Raw genomic sequence first — 25,190 nt, forward strand, 5'->3', positions numbered from 1 at the left:
AAAATTTAAAATAGATAAGCGAAAATTAATCAAAAAATATTCTTAATACATTAAAAATGTTAGAATCAAAAAATACCAAAAGTTTAGATGATCTACTTTCAAAAGTCGGAATTGAAAATGAAATAGATGAAAAAATAAAAACTGAAGTACTTAAAGAAATTCAAGAATTTAATTCTTGGTTAAACTTTGAAAATTATTGTACAGAGACTTTTAAGGTGGAAGATATAAAAATTGCACCATTTTCTAAGGACGATTGGATAATGAAAGTTAGCTGGTCTGATGGACACAAACAAGTATCTTTTAATCCTAATCTACTAAGAAACAGCAGTAAAGATTTTTTCAAAATAGTAGTTCTACATGAATATTTTCATTTACTTGTTCAAAAGGTTCCTAATAAAGAAGATGCAACTAAAATAAAGGATAATTTTGGCAACGACTTTATGAGTTTAATTGATATAGAAGCTGACTTCTATGTGGCTCTTTATTTAAAAACTATAAAGGGATATAACAAAAGTAAATATTGGCAGACCTATTACGAGGGAGTCCGTGTTTTTAAGGATGATTGGATTAGAAATAAAAAATTTGAAAGATTCTTAGGTGCAATTTTGACAATCAATAGATTATTTGCAAATGATAGTGTTTTTGATTTATTTTTGCCATCTATAACCCCTTTATTTACGGAAGACCATATAAAAGTGTTGGTATTGAAGAGAGAACATATTTATTTTGATACTTTACCAGTAAGTTTAGAAGATTTAAAGCAAATGCGCGATATATATTTAAATCCTCAAGATTTTAATTTTGAGGGCTATTATAAAAAAATCAATGATTTTACAAAAAAATCAAAAGTGGAAGATTTAGGTAATACAGTACAATTAAATTAGAAGCCTTATGAATGATATAGAAAAAAAAGAAGTAGTTAAAAAATGGTTAGAAAAAAATCAATTTTTTAATGTAGAAACAAACGATTCTAATTTTATGGTTGCAGATGGAATTTCTCATAGATTAGTTGTAATGATAGGATCAGAAAATATAGATTTTCAAATAGAAGAAATAAAAATAAAAACATTAAAAAGTGGTAGGCAATTATGGAAAGCAGATGTAGAAGAATCTGAAATTAACTGGGAAATGCTTTAAACTAAATAAACTCACTATAAAAAACCTCGATTCAAAAAAAAAATCGAGGTTTTTCCATTTAATAACTCTTACTCCTCACTCAAATAAGGATTTAAAATCTCCGCCAATTCATTGAGCCAATAATAATTGTCTTCAAAATTTAAAAGTCCAATTTGGAGGGTTTCGTGTTGTCGCGTTACACCGAGAGCTAAAATGCAGTTTACTTGTCTTAATATTTTAGCCATATCTTGGGGATCGATAATATGGTTAAAAAAATCAATCAGCCTTGTTTCGGCTTCTTTGGAAAGGGTGTTTTTGTTCATGTCTTCCATTTAGTGAATTAAAGCCTATTTTAGTAAGACATATTACTTGTCAAACCATAAAAGGCAAATTTTACTTTATTTTAAATGTGAAGATTTAAGAACTTCAAATGTAAGAAAACTTTTTAAAAAAGTAAGAAAAATATTATTTTAAAATAGTTTTAAAAAATAATTAAAATCTCTAACCATATATAAGAGAATAATCACGCCATGCTTCAAAAATCGCTGTAAAATGAAGAGTTGGTATAATAAGATCAGGTTCGATAGTATTATCATTTTGCCAAGCTCTTGCATCTTTGTATATTTTTGTTTCCAAAATATTAATATCAGCAAAATATTGGCTTTCGGTAATTTCCCCGCCTCTTTCTATTTCTCCATTTATAACGGTATAGATATGTTCGTCTAAAAATTTCTGAACTTGCTCTAATTCCTTATAGTCATTTATGTAAGCTGTTAACCATGTGTATTTAGTATTAATCATTTTACCCCACATGATATAGAATTGTACTTCATAGTCGCTGAGTATGTCCATAGTTTTAGATTAAAATATACTACAAATATAAATTAAATATAAAATCTTATTTTTTACAAAAGAGAGAAAGTAGAAAAATGAAATATTGTAGTGATGTCTATTGTGTTTGTTAGTTGCTACCCGTGAGCGAGACGTTCGCGCTAGCAAGGGGAAATCTTCGCGAGAAACTCCACAAAAGCGAGCTGACAATCTATTTCGATATACCCGTGCGATTTACTTCGTCAATTCGCTATCGCTCGTGTCTCCCTTCGGCCGAAATGACAAACTATATGCGAACGCTAACACTAAGTAAAAGGCAAAAAAATCACAAGAAAATCCACAATTATTTTAAAACATAGCCTCTGGTTTCAACCAGAGGAACGCAAAGATTGATTCTCAATTAATTAAAAAGAATCAATTGCCTCCAGCTTTAGCTGGAGGTATAAAATAAAGTTAGAAAAGGCTTTAGCCAAAATACGCATTTGGCTAAAGCCTTATTACTATCAAATCTTTTAATCCCCTAGTTAAAACTAGGGGCTATTCAATAAAAAAAAACAAGACCAAAATTGATCTTGCATTTTTTGTAACTTGATAAATAGAAAACATCTCTTACGCTCTCTGACGCTCATGTATTCCTTCTTTAATTTCTTCCACCATTTTTTTATTAAAAGCGGGCAAATCATTCGGGTTTCGGCTGGTTACTAATCCGTTGTCTACGACAACTTCTGAATCTTCCCATTGTGCGCCAGCATTTTTCAAATCGTTTTTAACAGAGAAAAACGAAGTTACTTTTCGACCTTGTAAAACATCGGCATCTACCAGAATTTGAGGTCCATGGCAAATAGCGGCTACTGGTTTTTTACTTTCAAAGAAGGAACGTACAAAATTTACAGCAGCTTCTTCTCTTCTTAATAAATCAGGGTTTATAACTCCACCCGGAAGAACCAAAGCATCGTAATCGGCTTCATTTGCCTGATCTAATACGACATCGACATCATATTCTGTGCTCCAATTTCCGTCTTTCCAAGATTTAATAGTTCCAGATTTCAAACTTACAATATCTGCATTCCAACCTTGCTCTTCCAGATAGGCTTTTGGAGATGCTAATTCTGATTCTTCAAATCCGTTTGTGGCTAATATGGCTATATTCTTTTTCATAATTTTAAATTTTTAAAATGTTATTAATTTTGATTTACCTAAAATTAGGTATTTCAAACAGCCAGCGGAAACAGAGCATGTTAAAGCTTTCTTTAATAAAAGTTAATTAATTGAATTACAAGTTTTTATTAAAAATTAAACTGAAATTATATAAGATGTAGGTCAATTTGGTTTGCTATTTTATACCGTGAAAGCTAGAGAAGTGATTATATAAATGATGTCGCTCCGCTGGAACGTTTGGTACGGTATTTTTTTTGAATCTATAAAATATTTCATTCCTACGGAATTTTTATCACATCTATTCATTGCCAATCTTTGTGGAGCTACTTGCGAAGATTTCTCCTTACGTCGAAATGACAAATAAAACGTTTATTATAAAAAAACTTCTATAACTTATATGACCTTATATGGTTCAAAAAATAATTGCTATTTTTGATCATCCTATTTTTTTGAAAACAACTTATCAGATGGTTAAAACATTTCCGTTTTAATCACAGCAACCATTATAATCTACCATTTATGAATGTTTTACTCATTGAAGATGATAAACGCATCAGCGAATTTATAGTAAAAGGTTTGGAGGAAAACAACTTTACTGTGCATCTGGCCGAAACGGGCGAGATTGCCAGAGACCTCATTCAGCAAGATATTTGGGATATTATTTTGATGGATATTATGCTTCCGGGAATCGACGGCATTCAGCTTGTCAAATTAATGCGTTTCAAAAAAAATCATACTCCCGTTTTAATGTTAAGCGCTTTGAGCGATACCGATGATAAAGTAACCGCTTTAGATTCTGGCGCCGATGATTATTTGGTGAAACCGTTTCATTTTAAGGAATTAATTTCGAGAGTCAACGCGCTTACGCGAAGAACCAAATTCAATTATGACAAAGTAGAAACCTTATACAAATTAGGAACTTTAACCATAAATCCTGAAGAACATAAGGTTACCGAAAACGATACGTTAATCGATTTATCGCCAAGAGAATATAAACTGCTCTTGTATTTATTAGAAAACCGAAACAAAGTAATTCCGAGAACGCAGATTTTAAATGCTGTTTGGGGAATTAATTACGATAACAATACGAATGTTGTCGATGTTTACATTTCTTATTTAAGAAACAAAATTGAGCAGAACCATAAATTTATCCATACCATAAAAGGAACGGGATATATGATTAAAGAAGAATCATGAAAATACGCAATAGGTTTACCTTAATATCATCTCTTACGTTTAGCGTTGTCTTTGTCATTGCTTCCTTTATCACGTATTATTCTTTCTACAGTTATTCGGAAAAGATTGTATATAACGAACTTCAAAAAACGTGTCTGCTTACGGGGATTTTCTATCTCGAAAAAGATGAACTGCCCGAAAATCAGCATTTGTTAATTGGACAGCAATTCAGGGAGAATTCGCTGGAAATCATCACGCGCGTGTACAACAATAAAAATCAGATTGTATACGGCGACAAAACGATCGACAACAATATCAATGCCGAAAGATTAGATTATATTCGAAAAAACAGAAAGCTCAGTTTCAAATCTAAACATCATTTCTATTTTGGAAGTTATTATCATGACAATCAAGGAGATTTTGTGGTTTTCGTTAAAAAAAATGACGTCGAATTTAAAACCATGACCGACAGATTGCAAATCATTATGATTATGGTTTTAATCATCGGATTAATAACGATTTATATTGTGAGCCGTGTGCTTTCTAATCTAGCGTACAGTCCGATAAAAAACATTATTGATCAAGTAAACGAAATTCAGGCTTCGTCGCTCGATCGCCAGATTGTTTCTCCAAATTCCAAAGATGATATTCAGGAACTGGTAGAAACGTACAACAATTTATTTACCCGTTTGTCGGATACTTTTATCATTCAAAAAAACTTCATCAATTATGTTTCGCATGAATTTAAAACGCCTTTAACGGCTATTTCAGGCAACTTAGAAGTATTTGCACAAAAAGACAGATCAAGTGCCGAATACAAAGAAATGTCTGAAAAAGTATTAGAGAATGTCTATCAAATCGAAGACACCATGAATACTTTGATGATGCTTTCTGGTCTTAGAAATAATACAGAACTTAATGAAATTTTTAGGGTCGATGAATTGGTTTGGGATATTAACGACCAATTGCCTGAGATTTACGATTTAAAAAATGCTCCGATACAAATCGTTCTAGAAGTGGCAAATGATAAACTGCTTTCGATAAAAGGAAACAGCAACGAAATCAAAATCGCTTTATACAACATTATAGAAAATGCCGTAAAATATTCGAACGGAAATCCTATCAAAATAAGTCTGCTGGAACAAGACAATCAGCTCAAAATTGTCATTGAAGACCGCGGAAGTGGCATTAGCGAAGATGACTTAACTTTCATTAAACAAACCTTTTACAGAGGCAAAAATGTAAAAGATATAAAAGGCAGCGGAGTTGGACTTTCACTAGCCAATATTATCTTCAAACAAAACAAAATCGATTTTAATATTGCATCCAAAAAAGACGAAGGAACAACGGTAACACTACTCTTTCCGCCACTCTAATCGTTTTCTAATGTTGCTCTAACCGTCTTATAACACACATCAAATTAAGGGCTAATATGTCGCCAATAACTTTGCGATATCATTAAAACTACTTAATTTGAAACGTTTACTTTTAACCTTACTCGTTATTGTATCGCACAAAAGTGTGGCGCAGATTGCTGCCATAAACGATACCATTGTGCTGTCCAGAACACAGGCCGAGGCTTTGTTTTTGGATAAGAACATTTCTCTTATTTCTGAAAAACTCAACATCGACATGGCTGATGCACAGGTTATTCAGGCAAAACTATGGCCTAATCCTACGCTGACTATCGGCGAAATCAATCTTTGGAACAATGCTACTGCACAGCAATTGCCTCCGTTATGGGGGAATTTCGGAAAAACTTCGCAAGTCACTGCAGAACTGGAACAGCTGATTCAGACTGCTGGAAAACGCAAAAAAATGATTGCTATGGAAAAAGTGAGCGTTGATATCGCCAAAGAATATTTCAAAACTTTTTTACGCAATCTGAAAATCGAATTCAGAAACAATCTTACCGAACTGCAATACAATCAGGCACAAGAAGCGATTTATAAAAAACAGCTTTCGTCTATGCAGACTTTACTAAAAGCTTACGGAAATCAGGTAAAACAAGGCAATGTGGGTAAAGGCGAATACATCAGATTGAAAGCAACTGAACTTCAATTTTTAAAAGAAATAGCCGATCTGCAAAAAGAAAACAATTCTTTGCAGAAAGAGCTTAAAGTGTTAATGAATCTTCCTGCTACAAACTACATCAAACTTACCGACGAAGGTTTTGTTCCCGATAATAAGAATATCGATAACATCAATTTAGGCAATTTGATCGCTTCTGCTGTAGAAAACCGACCAGATATGAAAGTGCTTAAACTCGGTAATGACTACAACGACAACAAGTACAAATACGAAAAAGCGATGCGAACTCCAGACGTTACACTTGGGGTAAGTTATGACCGTGGAGCGAGTTTAATGAATGACTTTGTGGGCGTTGGTTTCTCTCTTGATCTTCCGTTTTTTAATAGAAATCAGGGAAATATCAAAGCCGCTAAACTAGCCATCGATCAGGGGAAATTATTGGCAGAAGAAAAAACGATCAGCATACAATCTGAAGTATTGCAGTCTTATGAAGATTTATTAGTTACCAAAAAATTGTACGACAGTGTTGAGGCTGATTATGAAGGAGATTTGGATAAACTTCTGGAAGCGTATCGCAAGAACTTCCTTCAAAAAAATACCAGCATGCTTGAATATCTTGATTTTGTTGATGCTTATTTAGACAACAAATCGATACTGCTGAATTCTAAAATGGACCTGAATAAAAATCTGGAAGAACTGCGCTATATCTCAGGTCAGGAAATCAACTAAATCTAATTCTCAAATACAACAAACAAATGAAGAAATATATTGTACTCCCAATATTGGGGTTAATGCTCGTTTATGGATGTGGCAAAAAAGAAGAAGTAAAAGAAACGAAAGAAGAAAAGTTTTGTATCGATAAAGATTTAAAAGAAAAAATCACAATCGAACCAATTCAAAAACGGTCTGTGAGCGAATCTATAAACCTTACGGGAAACATTACGTACAACGGCGATCACGTAGTTCAGTTTAACAGTCTTGTGGAAGGAATTATTACTAAAACTACTTTTTCGTTGGGCGATTATGTTCGAAAAGGACAGATTTTGGCCGAGATAAAAAGTACAGAATTAAACAGCATGCAGTCTGAAAGTAAATCGCTTCAATCGCAAATAAACGTGGCACAGCGTAATTTGCAAGCAGCAAAATCAATGTTTGATGATGGAATTTCATCACAAAAAGATTTAATGCAGGCACAAAGCGAACTGGATGTCTTAAAAGCTAATCTTGAAAATGTAAGAGCCAATCTAGCCATGTTTAGCGCCAGCAGCGAAAGATCTGTTTTTCTAATTAAAGCGCCAACAGAAGGTTATATCGTAGACAAAAATATAAGTCCGGGAATGCAGATTACAAACAGCAGTGAACCGCTTTTTACTATATCTGACTTAAAAGAAATCTGGGTTTTGGTGAATGTATATACGAGTAACTTGAAAAATGTATCTGAAAATATGCCTGTTGATGTTACAACTCCAGCGTATCCGGGAGAAATCTTTAAAGGAAAAATCAATATGATGTCGAAAATTTTTGATGCCGACGAACATGTTTTGAAAGCCCGAATTGTAATGGACAACCGAAACCTGAAATTAAAACCGGGAATGACAGCCGACATTACAATCGATAAAAGCATAGGTGGCGAAGAATTGGTTTCTGTTCCCGCAAAAGCAGCCATTTTTGACAATAACCGCGATTATATCTTAATCTACAAAGACGATTGTACAATTGAAACCCGAGAAATAAGTCCGAAACTGAAAAACAACAGCTGGCTTTATTTTGACAAAGGCGTTAACGAAGGCGAAAAGGTCATTACCAAAAACCAATTGCTGATTCACGAAAGATTAAAAAACTAAGATCCTTAAAAACGGATAAAAAATACAAGACATGAAAAAATTTGTACAAGGTCTGGTGGCTTTCTCCTTGAAAAACTCACTCATTGTGTTTTTCCTGACTGCCGTTTTATTGGTAGCGGGAATCGTGAGTTACATTCATACACCTATAGAAGCATTTCCTGATGTAACCAATACCAGAGCCAGAATTATTACGCAATGGCCTGGACGAAGTGCCGAAGAAGTAGAGAAATTCATCACGCTTCCTATTTCGAAACAAATGAATACCATCCCTAAAAAGGCAGAAGTTCGTTCTATTTCCCTTTTCGGATTATCGGTAGTAACGGTTTTATTTGATGACGGAGTCGAAGATTTTTACGCACAGCAATACGCTTCAAACCGATTAAACGGACTGGATCTTCCTGAAGGTGCCGATGTCGAAATTGATCCGCCGTCTGGTGCAACAGGCGAAATCTTTAGATATGTAATTAAAAGTGACTTGCCTATTAAAGAAGTTCAAGCCATTCAGGACTGGGTTATCGAAAGAGAATTGGTTGCTGTTCCCGGAGTTGCCGATGTGGTAAGTTTTGGTGGGGAAGAAAAAATGTTTGAAATCAAAATTAACCCAACAGAACTTGAAAATTACAATTTATCGGCATTGGATGTTTACGAAGCGGTTTCCAAAAGTAACATCAATGTGGGCGGAGACGTCATTCAGCGTGGCGATCAAGCTTATGTGGTGCGTGGAGTTGGATTGGTAAATAAAGTCGAAGATATTGGCAATATTTTAATTGAAACCAAAGGCGGCGCGCCAGTTCTAGTAAAACACGTAGCTGAAGTTTCGATTTCAGCAAAACCAAGATTAGGACAAGTGGGTTTAGATGGCGACGATGATGTTGTAGAAGGAATCGTAATTATGCTTCGTGGCGAAAATCCAGGTGAAGTGATCAAAAGACTTAAAGAACGTTTGACCGAACTGAACGAAAGAGTTCTGCCAGACAATGTAAAAATAGTTCCGTTTATTGATCGTACCGAATTGGTAAATACAACTGTAAAAACCGTAACTAAAAACCTTGTTGAAGGTATATTACTTGTATCGCTAATCGTGTTTGTTTTCCTTTACAACTGGAGAACTTCACTAATTGTCGCATCGGTAATTCCGCTTTCGTTTTTGTTTGCGATTATCATGCTGAGAATTCAGGGACTGCCCGCAAATTTGATTTCTATGGGAGCACTCGATTTCGGATTACTGCTCGAAGGAACATTGGTTATCGTAGAAAATGTGTTCGTTTCTCTTGAAAAGAAAGCCCATAAAGTGGGAATGGAACGTTTTAACAGTATGAGCAAAATGGGGTTAATCAAGAAAAGCGTGGGAAGCGTAGCAACTTATATTTTCTTCGCATTAATTATTTTGATTGTCGCTTTAATGCCAATTTTCTCTTTCACGAAAGTAGAAGGAAAAATGTTCTCTCCCCTAGCCTTTACTCTAGGTTATGCTTTATTAGGTTCGCTGATTTTATCGCTTACTTACGTGCCTGCGATGTGTAAAATGATGCTGACGAAAAATATTGTCGAGAAAGAGAATAGGATCTCACGTTTCTTTAGAACTAATTTATACAGACTGTTTCAATGGAGTACTAAACATAGAAAAACTACCATTTATGTTTTCTTAGCTTTATTGGCTATTTGTTGTGTGCGATTTGCATTTTACGGATCAGAGTTTATTCCAAAACTTAATGAAGGGGCGATTTATGTGAGAGCAACGCTTCCGAATAGCATCAATTTGGATGAATCGGTTCGTTTGACTAAAGAAATGAAAGCCAAAATCAGGAAGTTTGAAGAAGTAAAATTTGTGCTATCGCAAACGGGAAGACCAAACGACGGAACCGACCCAACAGGATTTTTTAATATCGAATTCCATATCGAATTAAAGCATAAAGACGAATGGAAACATGATATCAGCAAAGAGGAACTGATTGCCGAAATCAAAAAAGTGCTCGATGTATATCCAGGAGTTGCATTTGGTTTCAGTCAGCCAATTCAAGATAATGTTGAAGAATATGTAGCAGGAGTTAAAAGTCCGCTGGCGATTAAGATTTTCGGAAGTGATCTTTTCCAAATGGAAGAAATGGCGGCAAAAGTCGCTAATTCCATCAAAGATGTAAAAGGAATTGAAGACATCAACGTCTATAAAAACATTGGATTGCCAGAATTGAGAATTCAGCTGAACGACGAAAAAATGGCACGTTATGCCGTAACTACTGCCGATGCGCAAGCTGTGATTAGAATGACAATTGGCGGACAAGCAGCAACCAAATTTTATGATGACGAAAAGATATTTGATATTACCCTGCGTTTTGAAAAAGAATATCGTGATTCTAAAGAGAAAATCGAAGGCATTCTGATTCCAACCCTAAATGGTAAAAAAGTGCCGCTAAAAGAAATTGCAACGGTAGATTATAAAACGGGACCGACTTTTATTTATCGTGAAGGAAACAGCCGTTATATTGCCGTAGGATTTAGCATTGAAGGTCGAGATTTAGGAAGTACTATTGATGAAGCTCAGAAAAAAGTAGCAGCCGAAGTAAAACTTCCTAAAGAAAATGTCATGAAATGGGCAGGAGAATTTGAAAGTAAAGAAAGAGCCATCAAACAATTGGCAATGATTATACCTGTGGTTTTGGTCTTAATTTTATGTCTATTGTATTTCAACTTTGGTAATTTCAAAGACACTATGATTGCGGTAACGGCAATGCCTTATGCTTTTATCGGCGGATTCTTGTCACTTTGGGTAACGGGAACCGTTTTCGGAATCTCGGCGGGAATTGGATTTATTATTCTCTTTGGAGTGAGCGCGATCGATAGTATTGTCCTCATCGGAATGATTAGGGAAAATATGCGAAACGGAATGCATTTAAGGGACGCCATTTCGCACGGAATTCACAGCAGAATTCGTCCTATTGTAATGATTGCCCTTATGGGATCATTAGGATTACTGCCAGCTGCGTTATCTACCGGAATGGGTTCTGAAGTGCAAAAGCCACTAGCCATAATGATTGTGGGCGGATTAATAACCTGTATGATTTTATCCCTCACCGTTTTACCGCAAGTATTCTACTGGTTTTACCGTAAAAAAGATCCAAGCAACACAGAATTTTAATCTTACTTCTATATAAAGTGAAAAAGCATCTTTAGACATTTGGTTTAAAGATGCTTTTATTGAAATAGAGCGAATCGTAAAAATACCTTATAATGACACAATTAAAACTTTTACAGACAGATTATTTCAAAAACACATTCTACCAAACATCAATTAAGTGATTTAAAACAATACTATTCTATTTTAAATTTTCTTTTATGAAACAGAAAGCTGACCATCAAAAAGCTGACGAAATATCAGAAACGGAATTACTGCATCATGTCAGACTTAGCATCAACACGAAATTTCAGAATTGGGTCTTGTTTAAAAACGGAACGTATATCATTTTTGAACAGGCAGATGAAATTTCCAATTTAGAGCGTAAAGCCTTAAAATTAATAAAGCAGTTTGGTCCCGTTTACACAGAACGATCAGAAGATTTTGATGTCACCGATTTAAAAAATACAGAAGGCTGGATTGTTTCTGGACACGGATACGGAATATACACGTATGTAAGTCCGCAAGAAATAAAATCTAAAAAGCCAGATACAACAATAATTGGTTTATATGGTCGCGGAAAAAGAGATTTAGACGGCAGAAATCCTATTATTATTCATATTAATAGACAAAACTATCCGCAAAGAGACCATGAAAAATGATGCTGTAAACGCATGACTTTTTATTTTGTTTTCTTTCTGGCAGATTACAAATTATTTGACACATTCTTAGAAATATCATATTCTATTTTTTGCAATTTACTAAAGGACAGCACCCCATTGGCAGCTGTCCTTTTTTATTTGCTTTTTCTTGAAAACTAATCTTTTATTCAAAATTTCTAACTTTTAAAAAAACTTTTTAGAATAATATTGGTAAAATGTGTAATTTTAATTTTACTGTTTCAAAGACAAATCAAATTCCAATCTTATGCCACTAACAAAAAAAATCACAGAACTAACGTCCAAAAAATACAACACCAATATTACTATTATGGGTGACTATGAGGGCAGCAACAATACTTCGATTCTAGACAATGACAACGGGACAATCTTAGTTGTTTCAGATAGAGATCAGTTCTATTTTAGAGACCAGCAGCGCAATCTCTGGCTGTCAGTCCTAGATTCATTTCATATAGATGGAAAACAACATCATCCAGAGCTTGGAGATTCCTATACACTAAATCACGGAGTACAATACAGTTTTACAACAAAAGAGACAATTGTAGCAATGGCTTCTCATTATTTTGAAAAGCATGCAGATTAATATTATCCTGAATACCTATTAATTCAGTTAAAAATACAACCAAAAAATTAAGACAAAGAGCATCTATTTGAAATATAGAAGCAGGGTAAATTATATGGATAATTCAAACTAAAAGAAACCAAACTATCTCAAATCCTTTTTAATTACTAAATATTTCAAATCTGTTTTCCCTGCATTACTAATTCCATGCTCAGCATTTGGCGGACAATAGAAACTGGTATTTGGACCCGCTGTTACGGTTTTTCCGTCCAAAAAGAATTCGGCAGTTCCTTCTAAGATATAAAAAAATTCTTCTTCAGGATGATGATGCGGCGCATGCGTCGATTTTCCAGGTTCGACAATGCTCATTTTCAAAGTATTTTCCTGAGTAAAATCTTTATTGGCAAACCAATATTGATAACCAACCTTCGTTTTGGTGGCTTTGTTTATATCAAAATGATTGACACAGTTTTCTATTGTGTATTTTGGTGCTGTGTTTTCTTTTTTTGTTTCTTGTGAAAAAGTCTGCTGGAAAAACAAAACAGCAATTGTGGTTTTTAGAATCGTTAGCGTTTTCATTTTTTTTTGTAATGTTACGAAAAAATGCTTTTGATCAATTGAGATTAAAATAAAATTCTAATTTTTGTCTTTAAAATCATATTCTCCAAAAAATCTTCAACTACGAGCAAATTTGAACCTGACTTTGCAGAATATCAAAAATAAAAATTACTTTTAAAAACGCTTCAAAAGCAACTTTTAAACCTATTTATGATGAATCCACTTCAACTTAAAATAAAATCAAACCTTTTATTTGTCATTGCTTTAACTTTTACAAATTTTATATACGCTCAGACATCAAAAGAAAAAAGCCATTCCATAATAGCAAAAGGCGCAATACTCACAAAACTATCAAATCAATTCAGTTTTACAGAAGGACCTGCTTCGGATAAAAAAGGAAATATTTATTTTACGGATCAGCCTAATAACAGAATTATGAAATGGTCGGTTAATGGTAAACTTTCTGTTTTTATGGAAAATGCAGGAAGAGCTAACGGTTTATATTTTGATCACAAAGGCAATCTTTTGGCTTGCGCCGATGAAAAAAATGAACTTTGGAAAATAGACAAAAACAAAAATTATACTGTATTGCTAAACAACTTCGAAGGAAAAAGGCTGAATGGTCCTAATGATCTTTGGGTTGACCCAAAAGGTGGGATCTATTTTACAGACCCTTTTTACCAAAGGGATTACTGGAAACATACCTCCAAAGAAATAGAGAAAGAATGCGTTTACTATTTATCTCCGGATAAATCCAAAATTATCAATGTTGAGAATGATCTTGTGAAACCAAATGGCATTATTGGAACTTCGGATGGAAAAACCTTATACGTTGCGGATATAGCAGGAAATAAAACGTACTCTTATAAGATCGAAAGTAATGGTTCTTTAGATGAAAAAAAGCTTTTTACTGAATCAGGTTCAGATGGAATGACAATAGACGAGTCGGGAAATATTTACTTATGCGGAAAAGGAGTTACCATATTCAATCCACAAGGAGAAAAAATATCTCATATTGATGTTCCCCAACCTTGGACAGCTAATGTTTGTTTTGGAGGAAAAAAATTTAAAACATTATTTATTACTGCCGGTAAAAGTATTTATACAATAGAAATGAATGTTCGAGGAATGAAATAATCGATACATGATCGCTCTTATTTCTCTTGTTTATTTTAGTACTTGCCAAAATTTTGGTTTAAATTTTATTCTTCAGAGAGAAATTAGACTTTTTTCAAAATCAAAAAACTTTAAAATCATGTCAATTTGATTCGAATTTAGTTTAAATTTTGTTTAAAATGAAAATTTGCAAAACCAAAAAACCTTTCGAAATACCTTATTTCGCTAGTATTTTAGCACTCTCTATGATGCAATAAGAAAATATTATGATAAAAATATTTTGAAATCCGAAAATCTGCCATACATTTGCCTAACAGTGTTAAACGATTTAATACTTGAATACAATGGCTAGCAAAGATCGAATTTTAAGACAAAAAGAAGAGACAAGGAACAACATCCTTGGCGCTGCTTATGATATCGTAAAAGAAGAAGGCTGGAATGGTTTGAGTATGCGTAAAATTGCCGACAGAATCGAATATACTGCTCCTATTATTTATGAATATTTTTCGAATAAAGAAGCAATATTAGAAGAACTGACTGGCAAAGGTTTTGTCAAACTGACTAAAGAATTGCAAATTGCAATAGACAAGTTTGAAAAACCCGAAGATCAATTGGAAGCCATGTGGATGACTTACTGGGACTTTGCTTTTACTAATACTGAATTGTATCAACTTATGTTTGGTGTTCAAATGACTTGCTGTGCACAGCGATGTTCGGCTCAGGAGGGACCTTACAAATTATTCACTCAAGTAATTGCTGAAGTTATGAAAGAAAGCAATCCTAGTGAAGATATCATTAAACAAAAATATTTTACTTTCTTTTCTATTATTCATGGCTTAATCGCCATCAACATCATTAACAAAAGCGATATTTTAGAAACAATAAATGCCCAGATTTTGAAAGACGCCATTACTGGTATCATCAAATCTATACAATAAAAAAATTTTCAATTTTACTTAACAGTGTAAAATGATTTAAACGGGATAATATAAAATCCTTTTTTTTATAACTTTCGCTTAACACTGTTAGAAAATTTAATAAAGGTAATAAAAGCTCTTTTTTTAGACTTTTACTTAACATCGTTAGATAATTTAGTACTGATTTAAAATAGAATTGGAGAGGCTTACTGTATGGAAATTTGTGCACTTTTACTTAACAACGTTAGATAATTTAATTCAATTAAATATGAATCCCGAGAATGCCAGAATACCAAAGAATTTTATCCGAGAAAATGTTCAACCAATTAAAACCACTATGAAAATGAAAAATGTAATTATAACCAGTTTTATTCTGGCCTTAGTATTAAGCAGCTGTGGCGACAAAAATCAAGCGCCTACTGCTCCACCTCCACCGGTTTTACCAGTTTTAGCTATCACAAGTGCCAATACAACTACTGACGCTGAATATCCTGCTTCTATACAAGGAACTGTTGATGTTGAAATTCGTCCTCAAGTAAGCGGAAACCTAGACAGAATTTTTGTCGACGAAGGTGCTTATGTAAGCAAAGGACAAACTTTATTCAAAATCAATGAGCGTCCGTTTCGTGAGCAGTTAAACAATGCTTTGGCAAGTCTTCACGCTGCAGAAGCGGCTTTAATCAACGCTAATTTAGAAGTAGATAAACTAACTCCGCTTGTTCAAAACAAAGTAGTTTCAGACTATCAATTGAAAACGGCTAAAGCTTCTCAAAAAATTGCCGCTGCGAATATTGAACAGGCAAAAGCAATGGTTGGTTCTGCTAAAATTAATTTAGGCTATACAAATGTGACAGCTCCAGTAAGTGGTTACATCGGAAGACTGCCTAAAAAACAAGGAAGTTTAGTTTCTGCTGCTGATGTTGAGCCTTTAACGACTTTATCTGATGTTCACGAAGTATTTGCTTACTTCTCTTTGGGTGAAACTGATTTCATCAACTTTAAAGAGCAATATAAAGGAAGTTCTCTTGGAGATAAAATCAAAAAATTACCTCCAGTTACTTTGATCTTGGCAGATAACAATGCTTATCCTCAAACAGGAAAAATCGATATGGTTGATGGTCAGTTTGATAAAACTACAGGAGCCATCACCATTAGAGCAACTTTCCCAAATGCAAACGGAATTTTACGCTCTGGAAATACAGGAAGAATCCGTTTAGGATTACAGCACGACGATGCGATTTTAGTTCCACAAGCTGCTACAGTTGAAATGCAGGATAAAGTATTTGTTTTCACCGTAGGTAAAGACAACAAAGTGACTAAAATGCCTATCGTAGTAGTAGGTAAAAGCGGAACCAATTATTTAATTAAAGAAGGCGTAAAAACGGGTGACCAAATCGTGTTAAGCGGTATTGACAAACTTCAGGACGGTCAAGCGATTCAGCCTGAAAAAGCTACAAAAGTTGCCCAAGTAACTAATCAAAAATAATTTTAAAAGACAATGTTCAAAATATTTATACAAAGACCTGTACTGGCAACCGTAATTTCCATTTTATTGGTAATTCTGGGGGTATTGGGTTTAACTAAACTGCCTTTACAACAGTTTCCTGATATTGCGCCTCCATCGGTTTTGGTAACGGCTGTATATCCGGGAGCCAATGCAGAAACGGTTTTACGTTCTGTGGCACCTTCTATCGAAGAATCTATAAATGGTGTAGAAAACATGACTTACATGAGTTCTACAGCCAGTAACGACGGTACTTTAGCGATTACGGTTTTCTTTAAACTAGGTACAGATGCCGATCAGGCTGCGGTAAACGTACAAAACCGTGTTGCACAGGCAACGAGCCAGCTTCCTGCCGAGGTTGTACAGCAAGGTATTGTTACGGCGAAACAGCAAAACAGTTTCATCATGGCAATTGGTATGTACACCGAAGATGAATCGAAATACGACCAGACTTTTGTGGCCAACTATGCGCAGATTAATATTATTCCAGAGCTAAAACGTATTCCGGGTGTGGGTTCTGCCAGTATTTTTGGTGGTGTAAAAGATTACTCTATGCGTGTTTGGTTGAATCCAACGCAAATGTCGACTTACAAAGTGACTCCAAGCGAAGTTATGGGAGCGATTCAGGACAAAAGTTTGGAAGCGGCTCCGGGCAAATTTGGAGAGCGAAGCAAAGAAGTTTTTGAATACGTTATTAAATACAAAGGAAAATTAACCAAACCAGAAGATTATGAAAATATTGCTATACGTTCTAATGCAGATGGCTCAGTACTTCGCTTAAAAGATGTAGCGAGAGTTGAACTTGGAGCTTACTCTTACAACAGTTTAACTCGTTTAAATGGTAAAAAAGGAATTGTAATTGGAGTTATTCAGTTAGCTGGATCAAACTCGAATGATATTCAGATTGCCATCAACAAAATGATGGAAAAGGCTTCTAAAGATTTTCCAAAAGGCATCAAACACAATATTTTCTATAGTACAAAAGTATCTCTTGACCAATCTATCGAACAGGTTGAGCATACATTAATAGAAGCTTTTATACTAGTATTTATTGTGGTATTTATCTTCTTGCAAGATTTTAGATCAACATTAATCCCGGCTATTGCTGTACCTGTAGCAATTTTAGGAACGTTCTTCTTCATGCAGTTATTCGGATTTTCGATCAACCTTTTAACGCTTTTCGCATTAATTCTGGCGATTGGTATTGTGGTCGATGATGCCATTGTGGTAGTCGAAGCGGTGCATGCGAAAATGGAGCATAAACGTCTGTCTCCGAAAATCGCAACCCATGAAGCAATGCACGAAATAACGGGTGCTATTATCTCGATTACGCTGGTAATGGCTGCTGTATTCCTGCCGGTTGGTTTTATGGAAGGCTCAACAGGAGTTTTCTATCGTCAGTTTGCCTTTACGATGGCAATTGCAATTGTAATTTCGGCTGTTAATGCCTTAACATTGAGTCCGGCGCTTGCTGCATTATTCTTAAAAGATAATCATGGAGCACATGATCATGATGCGCCTTATGTAAAAAAAGGATTTAAAGAAAAATTCTTCAGCGCTTTCAACAGCAGTTTTGAATCGTTGACAAACCGTTACACAGGCGGACTTAAATTCTTAATCAGAAGAAAATGGTTGAGTTTAGGCGGATTGGCTTTAATTACTGTTGCGACTGTTATCATGGTAAAAACAACTCCTCAAGGGTTTATTCCAACAGAGGATCAAGGATTTATTGCAATTGCAGTAAATACGCCATCTGGAACATCATTGGACGGAACTCAAAAAGTAATGACTGAAGCTGAGAATACATTAAAAGCATTAGACGCTTCACGATTTGTAACCGCTATTTCAGGTTTCAACTTATTGACCAACTCTACAAGTCCATCTTCTGCAGTAGTTTTTGTATTGCTTAAACCAAACGAAGAACGCGGAGAAGTAAAAAACATTGACGAAATCATGAATCAGGTTCGTGGTAAACTAGGCGCTATTTCTGGCGGAAGTTTCTTCGTATTCAGTTTCCCAACTGTTCCCGGATTTAGTAACGTTGAAGCTTTAGATTTAGTTTTACAAGATAAAACGGGAGGAAAACTGGATAAATTCTCTGGAATTTCTCAAAACTTTATCGGCGAATTAATGAAACGTCCTGAAATTGCCGTTGCCTTTACTTCTTTCAAAGCAGATTATCCGCAATTGCAATTGGAAGTTAACGACGAAAAAGCAAATCAGTTAGGCGTAAATGTAAAAGACATTTTACAAACGATGCAGGCTTACTTTGGTAGCGCACAGGCATCTGATTTCAACCGATTTGGTAAATATTACCGTGTGGTTGTTCAGGCCGATATTGAAGACAGAGCTGATCCAACAGCAATTGACAGAGTTTTTGTCAAAAACAAAACAGGCGAAATGGTGCCAATAAATACTTTAGTAAAACTAACCCGTATTTATGGTTCTGAAACCGCTTCTAGATACAATTTATTTAATTCAATTTCTATTAATGCGATTCCGAAACCAGGATTTAGCTCCGGAGATGCCATTAAAGCCATTGAAGAAGTAGCAGCACAACAATTACCTGCAGGTTACGGGTTTGAATTCTCGGGCCAGACTCGTGAGGAGATTTCGTCAGGAGGGCAATCGGCAACTATATTCTTACTGTGTTTGATATTCATTTATTTCTTACTTGCTGCACAGTATGAAAGTTATATTTTGCCTTTGGCAGTAATCTTGTCAATCCCTGCAGGTATTTTTGGAGTATTCGTTGCTATTGGTTTAACTGGAATTGAAAACAACATTTACGTACAAGTTGCTCTTGTCATGCTTATTGGACTGCTCGCCAAAAATGCCATCTTGATTGTGGAATTTGCGGCGCAAAGACGAAGATCAGGACAAGGTTTAGTAGCAGCTTCAATCATGGCAGCAAAATTACGTTTGCGACCAATTATCATGACGTCTCTTGCTTTTGTGGTAGGTTTAGTGCCAATGATGAGCGCCAAAGGCCCATCTGCACAAGGTAACCACTCCATCAGTATTGGGGCAGCTGGAGGGATGCTTTCGGGAGTAATTCTAGGTTTGTTTATCATCCCTGTTTTATTCATCATCTTCCAGCATTTACAAGAAAAAGTGAGCGGAAAACCGATCGCTGTAATTCATAACGAAGAAAAATAATAATGGAAAACTATATCACAACCATTCTTGTCGCCATCATATTTGGCATCGGATATATATCGTACAGAATCTCAAGAGATCTAGAAACTAGAAAAGATACTTGTACAGAAATTTAACCCTTTGGGTGAAAAATAGAAAAAAAAAATTAAACACATAGAGACATAGTTATTTGTGTCTTAAAAAAGAGAATAAAAAAGAAACTAGTTTCAACACATAGCTAAACTATGTGCATTTAAACTAGTGAAACGCCTTTCTAAAGTCTCCTGAAAACTATGTTCCTATGTGTTAAAAAAATCACACCCAACGGATAAAAAAATTTAATAAAAAAACAATGAAAAATCATATAACCAAAATCGTGACCTTCGCCATTCTGATCACGACTTTAATATCCTGTAAAGTCTCAAAGGATATTGAAACTCCAAAAGATGCATTTCCTGAGAATTTCAGGAATGCATCGGTTTCGAGTGATACAACCAGTATTGCCGATGTGGAGTGGAAAAACTTCTTTACAGAAAAAGATATTATAAAATTAATTGACAGCGCCGTTGCAAGAAACAACGACCTTCAGATTGCCGAAAAGAACATCGAAATTGCGCAATACCGTTTTACACAGTCAAAATGGGGAAATGTACCTCAGGTAAACTTATTTGTAAACGCAAGTACAAGTAATCCGTCAGACAATAGTTTTACAGGATTAAACTTAAATCAGGCAATTGGAGCTAAACATATTGACGACTATTCTGCTGGAGCTTCTCTTTCTTGGGAAGCTGATATTTGGGGAAAGATCAGAAACCAAAAGAAAGGGGCTTACGCAGGATATCTTCAATCTGAAGAAGTAAAAAAAGCATTGCAGACCAATATTGTCGCTAATGTTTCAAGAGGTTATTATAATCTATTGATGCTGGATGCACAATTGGATATTGCCAGACAAAATCTTCGTTTGAATGATAGTACAACGAATATTATAAAATTAAAATACGATGCGGGTCAGGTAACCACTTTGGCGATTCAACAATCGGAAGCACAGAAATTAAATTCCGCACAATTGATTCCGTTATTGGAACAAAATATTGCGATTCAGGAAAATGCTTTGAGTGTTTTGACTGGTTCTTTCCCAAACTCAAAAGAAAGATCTATTCAATTGAGTGCAATTGAGGTAAAACACAATACGGCAATCGGAATTCCATCTGCCTTAGTAAGCAGAAGACCTGATGTAAAAAGTGCCGAATTGGCTCTTAAAGCGGCTAATGCAAATGTCGGTATCACGAAAGCGGATTTATACCCAGCTCTCAGAATTACGGCTCAAGGCGGTTTAAACTCTTTCGAAACCAGCAATTGGTTCAACATTCCAGCTTCATTGTTTGGAACTGTTGCAGGTGGGTTGACTCAACCTCTTTTAAATAACAAAAGAGTGAGAACGCAATATAATATTGCTGTCGCGGAAAGAGAAAAAGCGGTTTTAAGTTTTAGACAAGCTGTTTTGGTTGCGGTAAGCGAAGTTTCGGATGCTTTGGTTAAAGTAGAGAAATTACAACAGCAAGAAACTTTCTTAAAAGAAAAAGTAAAAACATTGCAACAAGCGATTAAAAATGCCAACTTATTGTTCAAAAATGGTATGGCAGAATATCTTGAAGTTTTAACGGCTCAGGCGAATTTATTGCAAAGCGAATTGGAACTTGCTGATATCAAAAGACAACAACTTACAGCCAATACAGATTTGTACCGTGCTCTAGGTGGCGGCTGGAAATAATACCTGTTACATTTACCCGTTAATTATTTATTTTTTGAGATGAAAACGCTGTGAGACCTTTGGGTTTCATGGCGTTTTTTGTTTTTTAAATTTGCTGCTAAGACGCTAGGACGCAAAGTTTTTTTTAAAAAGTTTCTCTTAGTCTCAATGTTTTTGGGATTGAAGATTAAGTGGATTTCTATCCTATTTTGTGTCCATTTAAGTACAATTGAAGGACATGAAAAGTAATCGCTAGAAACGACAGATCTTCTCTGGAAGCTCTAAACAGCAATTAAATCGTCTTGTCTAATTTCGTGCGATTTCTCTTTCTCAAAAAACAATAAATCTTAACTTATTTTCTTACTTTTGACAAAGAAAACTTAGTGTTTTAGCGCCTTCATGGCAAAAACTATTAATTAAACAAATTTAAACTAATGAAGAAAATAGCATTTTTTGCGCTTTTGGCTTTACTATTTACAAATTGCAAACAAAACAGTTCAGAGCAAGAATTAGAATCAGCTAAAACTCCAGCCGATACTATTACCAAAGAAAAAATAAAAGAAGAGACTCCAGTAGCAGACGAAGATTGTAAGGATATAGAAGTTGAAATGGGTTCTGGAAGAGAATGCATTATCAAAAATACAGATATTAATCAGGTTTATCTAAATATCATAAAAAACAAAGAAGTAGATGAATCAGAATACTATTTAACCACTCTTCCAACAGAAAAAAAATCTGTCGAAGTAAATAAAGATGGATTAATGTCTATTGATTATGAGATCACTAAAGACAAAGTAGCCATTTCGATGAACTATGCAGGTGGTGTAACCGAAGTAACGCTAGAAAAAATAGATAATACAGTTAAAAGAAGTATTTATCATTATGCTGATTAATGCAAATAATATTCTCTTAAGAAACCGCTATAAAGCTTTTTGTTTTTTAGCGGTTTTTTATTTTGCCACCAAGGCACTAAGGTTCCAAGTGTCTGATTCCTGCAGATTTCAAAGATTTAGCAGATTTATTTTCTCTCATTTATGTCTTTATGAGCGAAGCCGAAGGATCGTAAGTTAAATCCATTACAGTGTTTTTAACTGCGGAACTTTCAATGTGATTTATCATTTCTCAAATGACAAATTGAACTTATTTATTTATTTTTGAAAAAGAAAACTTTGTGTCCTAGCGCCTTCGTGGCAACCCTAAAAAAATGACTTTCAATAAAGAAATATACCTCAACAATCTAAAACAAACCATCGAAAGTTACTACCCGCTTTCCGATCAGTCTTGGAAACATATTGAAAGTACCACACATTTTCAAACGCTTAAAAAAGGAGAAACGTTATTGCAAAATGGAGAAATTGCTAAAAATCTTCATTTCGTTGCGAAAGGTGTTTTAAGAGCTTTTATAACAGATCTGCACGGGAATTTCTATAATAAAAATCTTTTTCTTGAAAATTATTTTGCGGGTTCTAAAGTTTCGTTGATGCTTCAAACTCCCTCTAATTTTACTATTGAAGCTTTAGAAGATTCTATTGTAATCAACATCAACTATAAAAAATATATGGAGCTGATTTACCAAAACGACGATCTCAAAAACTTTTATATTGCCCATTTGGAGAAAAACTGGATTATCGAAAAGGAACAAAGAGAAGTCGCCTTAGTAATGCAAAATGCTACCGAAAGATATATTAATCTTTTGGAGAAACATCCAAGTATCGCAGATCGAGTTCCGTTGCTGCATATCGCCTCTCATTTGGGAATTACGCCAACACAGTTAAGCCGAATCAGAAAAAGTCTAGAAAAAGATTTGTAAATCAACATATGTAAAGGTTTTTCAGGAAAGCTCGTTTTATCTTTGCTTTAGATTTAATTCGATATCCCAAAAAAAATGAAAAATACAGATCTCATCAAAGACAATATTGACAATCTTACCGCACTTTGGAAAACTGTTGCAACTCCACTCCTTTCCTATCATAAAATTGATCCATTCCAATTCAGTCAAATAAAAAATTCAGGCTGGCCAAATAGATTATGGTTTAGAGAAGATATTACCGAAAAAAACTTTCCGCAGATTATGGAAATCATGGATAAAAACCCAAGTTTGGTTATTCCATACTGGGATATTTTTGGCAGCAATTCAAAATCATTTTTTGAAAAAAACGGATTTAATATCCGCATTCAACTTGTAGCAATGGCTTTAAAATTAGGTGAAAAATTTACGCTTCAAAACAATCTTACTTTTAAAAGAGTTTTAAATGAAGAAGATGCCAAAACCTGGTCAGATATTTATCCGCTATCTTTTAGTTATATCATTAGCAAAGAAACACTGGTTCATAATTATGAAAATGTCAAATTTTATTTGGTTCATTTTGAAGGAAAAGCGATTGGAACGCTTACACTTTTTCAAACTGGAGATATAATGGGAATTCATGGCGTCGGTGTTATTCCAGAAATGCGTAAAAGAGGTTTTGCAGAAGAAATCATGAAATTCGCCATCAACGAAGCCATAGATGCTGATTGTAAATATGCGCAACTGCAAGCTTCTGCCCTAGGAAAAGGCATTTACACCAGATTAGGTTTTGAGGATTTGTTTACGATCACGAATTATCAATTGGCGTAAATTCCAAATCATATCGACAAACCTTTGTCAAATTTTAAAACTTTGACAAAGGTTTTTTTAATTCTATTCTACATTCTATATTCTACATTCTATATTCTACATTCTATATTCTACATTCTATATTCTATATTCTATATTCTATATTCTATATTCTATATTCTATATTCTATATTCTATATTCTATATTCTATATTCTATATTCTATATTCTATATTCTATATTCTACATTCTATATTCTATATTCTATATTCTAAAATCTTAAATCTAAAATCTTAAATCTAAAATCTAAAATCATCATCTTGTCCCAAATGCCCCCAAAATAGTCATAAATAGGTATTTCATGAAAAAATAAGAATAGTACATTTGTAATACATTAACTAATAACTATTTAAAACAAATACCCAATGAAGACAACAAAAATTATTTTTTGGACTACCACTATTTTAATCTTTTTATTCGAAGGCGTTATGCCCGCTTTAACATCTCAAACTGAATTGGCTAAGGAAGGAATCAGACATCTAGGATATCCAGAATATTTTGGAAATGCATTAGTTGTATTTAAAATTCTTGGAGTTTTAGCTTTAATCATTCCACAAGTTCCGGGACGAATAAAAGAATGGGCTTATGCAGGATTTGCTTTCGATTTTATTTTTGCTTCGATAAGCCATTTTGCAGTAGACGGAATAGATTTTCAAGGATTCTTCCCTCTAATCGTTTTTGCTATTTTAATTGTATCCTATGTAACATATCATAGAATACATCGTTATAAAAACATAGCACTCTAACAACCAAAACTTTATGATTGAAGTTTTTAAAACAAATGTTCAAGAAGCTACTCAATGTTCGATCCTCATTGAGAAGCTCCTTGAGCATTATCCAGACAGCTCGATCAACTTCGATTTAGAAGATTGCGACAAAATCCTTCGTATTCACGCACCCCATTTTTCGAATACAAAAATTATCGATATTTTAAATTCGCACGGTTATTTCTGCGAAGCGCTTCCTTAAAAAATTAACACTTCTCAAATACCTGATTTATAGTATTTTAATATTTTTTATTGTATATTTGAAGGAGTACCA

The 25,190-nt window shown here is 34.4% G+C and carries 23 protein-coding genes; 19 read left to right on the forward strand and 4 right to left on the reverse strand.

Annotated features, from left to right (window positions below; all coding sequences use genetic code 11):
- Positions 1-56: 56 nt before the first annotated feature.
- Both M0M44_RS20135 and M0M44_RS20140 read left to right on the forward strand, forming a co-directional pair.
- Positions 57-884, forward strand: a complete 828-nt coding sequence (locus M0M44_RS20135) for a hypothetical protein (protein WP_248727320.1) — start codon at positions 57-59, stop codon at positions 882-884.
- 7 nt (positions 885-891) lie between these two features.
- On the forward strand, positions 892-1,137 hold the full coding sequence (locus M0M44_RS20140; protein WP_248727321.1) for a hypothetical protein: 246 nt from the start codon (positions 892-894) through the stop codon (positions 1,135-1,137).
- Positions 1,138-1,205: 68 nt separating this feature from the next.
- Here M0M44_RS20140 and M0M44_RS20145 read toward each other — a convergent pair whose 3' ends face one another.
- The 3 genes from M0M44_RS20145 to M0M44_RS20155 all read right to left on the reverse strand — a co-directional run bounded on the left by M0M44_RS20145 (position 1,206) and on the right by M0M44_RS20155 (position 3,105).
- Entirely contained in the window at positions 1,206-1,439 is a 234-nt protein-coding gene (locus tag M0M44_RS20145; protein ID WP_248727322.1) for a hypothetical protein, read from the reverse strand.
- Between the two features lie 178 nt (positions 1,440-1,617).
- A complete protein-coding gene (locus M0M44_RS20150) occupies positions 1,618-1,968 on the reverse strand; it encodes a hypothetical protein (RefSeq protein WP_248727323.1) in 351 nt (116 codons plus the stop codon).
- A gap of 588 nt (positions 1,969-2,556) precedes the next feature.
- Positions 2,557-3,105 (reverse strand): type 1 glutamine amidotransferase domain-containing protein, encoded by a 549-nt coding sequence (locus tag M0M44_RS20155; protein ID WP_248727324.1) that lies wholly within the window; start codon positions 3,103-3,105, stop codon positions 2,557-2,559.
- A gap of 519 nt (positions 3,106-3,624) precedes the next feature.
- On the opposite strand from M0M44_RS20155, the gene M0M44_RS20160 reads away from it, so the two are divergent.
- The 7 genes from M0M44_RS20160 (at position 3,625) to M0M44_RS20190 (ending at position 12,531) form a co-directional block, all read left to right on the forward strand.
- On the forward strand, positions 3,625-4,302 hold the full coding sequence (locus M0M44_RS20160; RefSeq protein ID WP_248727325.1) for a response regulator transcription factor: 678 nt from the start codon (positions 3,625-3,627) through the stop codon (positions 4,300-4,302).
- Positions 4,299-5,657 (forward strand): sensor histidine kinase, encoded by a 1,359-nt coding sequence (locus M0M44_RS20165; RefSeq protein ID WP_248727326.1) that lies wholly within the window; start codon positions 4,299-4,301, stop codon positions 5,655-5,657. Before M0M44_RS20160 ends, M0M44_RS20165 begins: the two co-directional genes overlap by 4 nt.
- 97 nt (positions 5,658-5,754) lie before the next feature.
- On the forward strand, positions 5,755-7,041 hold the full coding sequence (locus M0M44_RS20170; protein ID WP_248727327.1) for a TolC family protein: 1,287 nt from the start codon (positions 5,755-5,757) through the stop codon (positions 7,039-7,041).
- A gap of 26 nt (positions 7,042-7,067) precedes the next feature.
- The gene (locus tag M0M44_RS20175) at positions 7,068-8,156 is read left to right on the forward strand and encodes an efflux RND transporter periplasmic adaptor subunit (protein ID WP_248727328.1); all 1,089 of its coding nucleotides are present in this window, start codon (positions 7,068-7,070) and stop codon (positions 8,154-8,156) included.
- Positions 8,157-8,187: 31 nt separating this feature from the next.
- Positions 8,188-11,292, forward strand: coding sequence for an efflux RND transporter permease subunit (locus M0M44_RS20180; protein ID WP_248727329.1), 3,105 nt, complete (start codon positions 8,188-8,190; stop codon positions 11,290-11,292).
- A gap of 197 nt (positions 11,293-11,489) precedes the next feature.
- Positions 11,490-11,930 carry a hypothetical protein gene (locus tag M0M44_RS20185; protein WP_248727330.1) on the forward strand — a complete coding sequence of 147 codons (441 nt, stop codon included), beginning with the start codon at positions 11,490-11,492 and terminating at the stop codon, positions 11,928-11,930.
- 265 nt (positions 11,931-12,195) lie between these two features.
- Positions 12,196-12,531 (forward strand): hypothetical protein, encoded by a 336-nt coding sequence (locus tag M0M44_RS20190; RefSeq protein WP_248727331.1) that lies wholly within the window; start codon positions 12,196-12,198, stop codon positions 12,529-12,531.
- Between the two features lie 123 nt (positions 12,532-12,654).
- Here the strand turns inward: M0M44_RS20190 and M0M44_RS20195 are convergent, their stop codons facing one another.
- Positions 12,655-13,089, reverse strand: coding sequence for a cupin domain-containing protein (locus tag M0M44_RS20195; protein ID WP_248727332.1), 435 nt, complete (start codon positions 13,087-13,089; stop codon positions 12,655-12,657).
- 189 nt (positions 13,090-13,278) lie between these two features.
- Between M0M44_RS20195 and M0M44_RS20200 the strand changes: the two genes are divergently transcribed.
- From M0M44_RS20200 to M0M44_RS20245, 10 genes are all read left to right on the forward strand, one after another.
- Positions 13,279-14,205: an SMP-30/gluconolactonase/LRE family protein gene (locus M0M44_RS20200; protein WP_248727333.1), complete on the forward strand. Its 927-nt coding sequence runs from the start codon at positions 13,279-13,281 to the stop codon at positions 14,203-14,205.
- A 323-nt stretch (positions 14,206-14,528) separates the two neighbouring features.
- Positions 14,529-15,122, forward strand: coding sequence for a TetR/AcrR family transcriptional regulator (locus M0M44_RS20205; protein WP_248727334.1), 594 nt, complete (start codon positions 14,529-14,531; stop codon positions 15,120-15,122).
- 247 nt (positions 15,123-15,369) lie between these two features.
- Positions 15,370-16,587 carry an efflux RND transporter periplasmic adaptor subunit gene (locus M0M44_RS20210; RefSeq protein WP_248727335.1) on the forward strand — a complete coding sequence of 406 codons (1,218 nt, stop codon included), beginning with the start codon at positions 15,370-15,372 and terminating at the stop codon, positions 16,585-16,587.
- A 12-nt stretch (positions 16,588-16,599) separates the two neighbouring features.
- Positions 16,600-19,764 carry an efflux RND transporter permease subunit gene (locus tag M0M44_RS20215; RefSeq protein ID WP_248727336.1) on the forward strand — a complete coding sequence of 1,055 codons (3,165 nt, stop codon included), beginning with the start codon at positions 16,600-16,602 and terminating at the stop codon, positions 19,762-19,764.
- A 331-nt stretch (positions 19,765-20,095) separates the two neighbouring features.
- The gene (locus tag M0M44_RS20220) at positions 20,096-21,514 is read left to right on the forward strand and encodes a TolC family protein (protein WP_248727337.1); all 1,419 of its coding nucleotides are present in this window, start codon (positions 20,096-20,098) and stop codon (positions 21,512-21,514) included.
- Positions 21,515-21,927: 413 nt separating this feature from the next.
- Positions 21,928-22,386, forward strand: coding sequence for a hypothetical protein (locus M0M44_RS20225; RefSeq protein WP_248727338.1), 459 nt, complete (start codon positions 21,928-21,930; stop codon positions 22,384-22,386).
- Between the two features lie 311 nt (positions 22,387-22,697).
- Positions 22,698-23,303 carry a Crp/Fnr family transcriptional regulator gene (locus tag M0M44_RS20230; RefSeq protein WP_248727339.1) on the forward strand — a complete coding sequence of 202 codons (606 nt, stop codon included), beginning with the start codon at positions 22,698-22,700 and terminating at the stop codon, positions 23,301-23,303.
- 75 nt (positions 23,304-23,378) lie between these two features.
- Positions 23,379-24,110, forward strand: coding sequence for a GNAT family N-acetyltransferase (locus tag M0M44_RS20235; RefSeq protein WP_248727340.1), 732 nt, complete (start codon positions 23,379-23,381; stop codon positions 24,108-24,110).
- A gap of 404 nt (positions 24,111-24,514) precedes the next feature.
- Entirely contained in the window at positions 24,515-24,895 is a 381-nt protein-coding gene (locus M0M44_RS20240; protein ID WP_248727341.1) for a DoxX family protein, read from the forward strand.
- A gap of 13 nt (positions 24,896-24,908) precedes the next feature.
- A complete protein-coding gene (locus M0M44_RS20245; RefSeq protein ID WP_248727342.1) occupies positions 24,909-25,118 on the forward strand; it encodes a hypothetical protein in 210 nt (69 codons plus the stop codon).
- Positions 25,119-25,190 lie beyond the last annotated feature (72 nt).

The sequence above is a fragment of the Flavobacterium humidisoli genome, assembly GCF_023272795.1.
In the GTDB taxonomy this organism is placed as follows: domain Bacteria; phylum Bacteroidota; class Bacteroidia; order Flavobacteriales; family Flavobacteriaceae; genus Flavobacterium; species Flavobacterium humidisoli.